Source organism: Corynebacterium sp. (genome assembly GCF_012837295.1).
GTDB lineage: Bacteria > Actinomycetota > Actinomycetes > Mycobacteriales > Mycobacteriaceae > Corynebacterium.
Map to the genome: position 1 here is coordinate 1 of NZ_DURI01000277.1, position 4,037 is coordinate 4,037.

4 protein-coding genes are annotated in these 4,037 nt (G+C 71.1%); 3 read left to right on the plus strand and 1 reads right to left on the minus strand.

The features are described from left to right. Nucleotides 1-87 precede the first annotated feature (87 nt). The 3 genes from GX015_RS09060 (at nucleotide 88) to GX015_RS09070 (ending at nucleotide 2,990) form a co-directional block, all read left to right on the plus strand. Nucleotides 88-252 carry a hypothetical protein gene (locus GX015_RS09060; protein ID WP_168937732.1) on the plus strand — a complete coding sequence of 55 codons (165 nt, stop codon included), beginning with the start codon at nucleotides 88-90 and terminating at the stop codon, nucleotides 250-252. 198 nt (nucleotides 253-450) lie between these two features. Then, on the plus strand, nucleotides 451-1,659 hold the full coding sequence (locus tag GX015_RS09065; protein ID WP_291344531.1) for an alanine racemase: 1,209 nt from the start codon (nucleotides 451-453) through the stop codon (nucleotides 1,657-1,659). Then, entirely contained in the window at nucleotides 1,656-2,990 is a 1,335-nt protein-coding gene (locus GX015_RS09070) for a D-arabinono-1,4-lactone oxidase (RefSeq protein WP_291344533.1), read from the plus strand. Before GX015_RS09065 ends, GX015_RS09070 begins: the two co-directional genes overlap by 4 nt. Before the next feature lie 19 nt (nucleotides 2,991-3,009). Here the strand turns inward: GX015_RS09070 and rarD are convergent, their stop codons facing one another. Then, entirely contained in the window at nucleotides 3,010-3,894 is an 885-nt protein-coding gene (gene rarD, locus GX015_RS09075) for an EamA family transporter RarD (RefSeq protein ID WP_291344535.1), read from the minus strand. Nucleotides 3,895-4,037: the final 143 nt, after the last annotated feature.

Here is a 4,037-nt window from a genome sequence, read left to right on the forward strand (position 1 = left end):
CATCCTCACGTTTGGCCCATGGAAATCATCCGGGGCGACGTACCCGGCCGGATCTCCCGGACGGGCCCTCCAAGGAAAGGACACGCGATGTTCGCTCCCCTGCCCGACGGCGTCTTCACCCTCTTCCCCGCCCAGGCCCTGAACAACGCCATCGCCTCGATGGACCGCCGCCCGGTCGCGGCCGGCTACCTCGTCGATGGCGACGTCATCTCCTCGGAGACCGACGCCTCGCGCTACAGCTGGCTGGTCTAGGCCCCGCACGGGTCCGGTTTCGGGCCCGCGCCCCGCATCACCTCCGGGTGGCGCGGGGCTTTTTTGCTTGACGACGCCCGGGATCCGCCCGGAATCCGCCCACGCCCCCGCGGTTCGCCGCGCACCCCGACTTCGGGGCCTTGACAAAATTGCCCGAATTGTCCGCTTCTTTCATGTGCGAGGCGTAATCTTTTCCACATGAATGCACCGGCCCTCACCGCTCCAGATCCAGTGCCCCGCGAGCTCCGGGCGGCGGTCGCCGACGAGCGCCTCCCCGCCCTCGTCGTCGACCTCGACGCCGTCGACGCCAACGCCGACGACATGCTCCGCAGGGCGGGCGGCACGCCGATCCGCGTGGCGTCGAAGTCGCTGCGCATCCCCGAGCTGATCAGGCACGTCCTGGCCAAGCCGGGTTTCCAGGGCGTGCTGGCGTACACGTTGCCCGAGGCCCTGATGCTCTACGCCGAGGGCGTCAGCGACGACATTCTCGTGGCCTACCCCACCGCCGACGACGCCGCGCTGGCCGAGCTGTCCGCGGATGCCGGGGCGCGCGCCGCCATCGCGATCATGGTGGACTCCGCCGAGCAGCTGCCCGGGATCGCCCGCCACGCCTCCGAGGATGCGCCGCTGCGGGTCTGCCTGGACATCGACGCCTCGTGGAAGCCGGCGCCGGGCGTGCACATCGGCACGCTGCGCTCCCCCGCCCATTCGCCCCGCCAGGCCGCCGATCTCGCCCGCGCGGTGGACTCGACGCCGGGGCTGCGGGTCATCGGCGTGATGATGTACGAGGGCCACATCGCCGGCCTCGGCGACGCCGGCGCCGGCCCCCGCGACGCGGGCATTCGCGTCATGCAGAAGCTGTCGCGCAAGGAATTGGCCAAGCGCCGCGCGAAGGTCGTCTCGGCCGTCGAGTCGGCCGTCGGAAAGCTCGAGCTGGTCAACGGCGGGGGCACCGGTTCCCTGGAATCCACGTGCGCCGAACGCGCCGTCACCGAGGCCGCCGCCGGTTCCGGGTTCGTCGCGCCCACGCTCTTCGACAACTACCGCGCATTCACGTTGCGCCCGGCGAGCTGGTTCGTCCTGCCCGTCGTCAGGCGCCCGAAGCCGGACACGGTCACCGTCGCCGGCGGCGGGCGCATCGCCTCCGGACCCGCCGGCGAGGACCGCCTGCCCAGCCCCGTCTTCCCCGCCGGCCTCGCCTACGCGAAGGACGAGGGCCCGGGCGAGGTGCAGACGCCGCTGACCGGCGACGCCGCACGCGGCCTGCGCATCGGCGATCCGGTGTGGTTCCGCCACACGAAGGCCGGCGAAACCGCCGAGCACGCAAACGAAGCCATCGTCGTCTCCGATGGCGCCATCATCGGCCGCTGGGCCACCTACCGAGGGAAGGGACTGATCTACTCGTGAGCGGCAAAACCTGGAGCAACTGGGCGGGCACCCAGACGTGCGTGCCCGGCACCGTCCACCAGCCGGCCGACGCCGGCGAAGTCGGGCGGATCGTGCGCGACGCGGTGGCGTCGGGAAGCACCGTCCGCCCCCTGGGCGCGGGCCATTCTTTCACCCCGGTCGCCGTCACCGACGGTCACCGGGTGCAGCTGGACAAGATGACCGGGTTCGTGGGCTCCGATGCCGACGCGGGCACCGTGACGCTGCAGGCCGGCACCCGCCTGCGCGACGTGCCGGGCATCCTTCGCCCCCGCGGGCTGGCGTTGGCCAACCAGGGCGACGTCGATCCGCAGGCGCTGGCCGGCGCGGTGTCCACGGGCACCCACGGCACGGGCCTCGGCTTCACCGGGTTTGCGGGGATGGTCAAGGGCTTCCGCATCGTCGGCGCCGACGGCGAGGAGGTCCACGCCTACGATGGCGCCCCTGGCACGGCCGGCGACCTGTTCCGCCTGGGCCGGCTGAGCCTGGGCATCTTCGGCGTGATCACCGAGCTGACCCTGGAGGGCGTGCCCGCCTTCCGCCTGTCCGCCGACGAGCACGCCGAGAATTTCGACGAGGTCCGCCGCACCTTCCCGGAGCGCGTCGCCGCCGTCGACCACATGGAGTTCTACTGGTTCCCCGGCACCGATCTGGCGCTGGTCAAGGAGAACACCCGCCTGCCCGGCGTCGAGGGCATGGAGTCCGCGAACGATCCCGGCCTGCTCGGGCGCGCGGGCGAGTTCATCGCCGACGAGGTGATCAACAACGCGGGCCTGCTGGCCATGTGCGAGGCCGCGAAGGCCGCGCCGAAGCTGACGCGGAAGCTCAACGCCTTCGCCGCGAAGACGGTGTCCACCCGCCGCTACGTCGACGAGGCCCACAAGGTCTTCGTCTCGCCGCGCCGCGTCCGCTTCTCCGAGATGGAGTACGCCGTCCCGCTGGATTCGCTGCCGGAGGTCCTCGACGAGGTCCGCCGCACCATCGACCGCCACCATGCGTGGGTGTCGTTCCCGCTGGAGATCCGCGCCGCCAAGGGCGACGACGTCGCGCTGTCCACCGCGTACGGCCGCGACAGCGCGTACATCGCCGTGCACCGCTACCACCGCGAGGAGTACCGCGAGTACTTCGATCTGCTGGAGCCGATCTTCCTCGCCGCGGGCGGCCGCCCGCACTGGGGCAAGCTGCACACGCTTGGCGCGGAGCAGTTGCGCGAGCGCTACCCGCTTTTCGACGACGTCGCGCAGCTGCGCCGCCGACTCGACCCGAACGGCGTGTTCCTCAACGACCATCTCCGCGGACTGTTCGAGGGATAGGGGCCTCGCTCGCCCGGGCTCAGGCGCCGAGTCGTTCTGCGCGCCTGCGCCGGCGGTTGCGCCCGTGGCGCAGGACGATGTCGGCGACGAACACCGCCACCGCCACCCAGATGATGACGTAGCCGATCCAGCGGGCCGGTTCCAGATGCTCGCCCGCGATGAAGATGGCGATGCTCATCTGCATCATCGGCGTGATGTACTGCATCAGGCCGATGGTGGACAGCGGGATCTTCTTAGCGCCGATGCCGAACAGGAGAAGGGGCACGGCCGTCGCAAAGCCCGCGGACACCAGGAGCAGCGCGTGCCCGGGCCCGTGCGCGGTGAAGGTGCCGGTGCCCTGCGCGCCGAGGAAGGCGAGGTAGGCGATGGCCAGCGGCGTCATGATCGCCGACTCCGCCGTCAGCGAGGCGGTGGCGGAGAGGTCGACGCGCTTCTTCATCAGCCCATAGAAGCCGAAGCTGAACGCCAGCAGCAGGGCGATGACCGGGGGCCGGCCCACGCCGATGGTCAGCACGATCACCGCGATCGCGGCGATGCCCACCGACCATTTCTGCAGCACCGACAGCCGCTCCTTGAGGAAGATCACCCCGAGCAGCACCGACACCAGCGGATTGATGAAGTAGCCCAGCGCCGCCTCGGCGATGTGGCCCGAGTTGACCGCGTAGACGTACACGCCCCAATTGACCGCAATGAAAAACGCCGCGGCGGCGACGATGCCCCACGTGCGCCGCGACGCCTCCCGCAGTTCGCGCCACTTGCGCATGACCAGCAGGATCACCGCCATGACCACGAGGGTCCACACGAACCGGTGCGCGAGGATCTCCACCGGGCCCGCCGGCTGCAGCAGCGGGAAGTACAGCGGGAACGCGCCCCACAGCAGATACGCGAGGAAAGCCTGGATCACCGCGGCACCGTTTCGGGCGCGGGTTCGGGTGCGGGTTCGGTGGCCGTTTCGGGGGCGGGCTCCGGCGCGGGCTCACCCGCGGGAGCAGGCGCCGGCTCCGGAACGGGCGCGGGACCCGGGTCCGGCAAGGGCAGCGGGCGGAC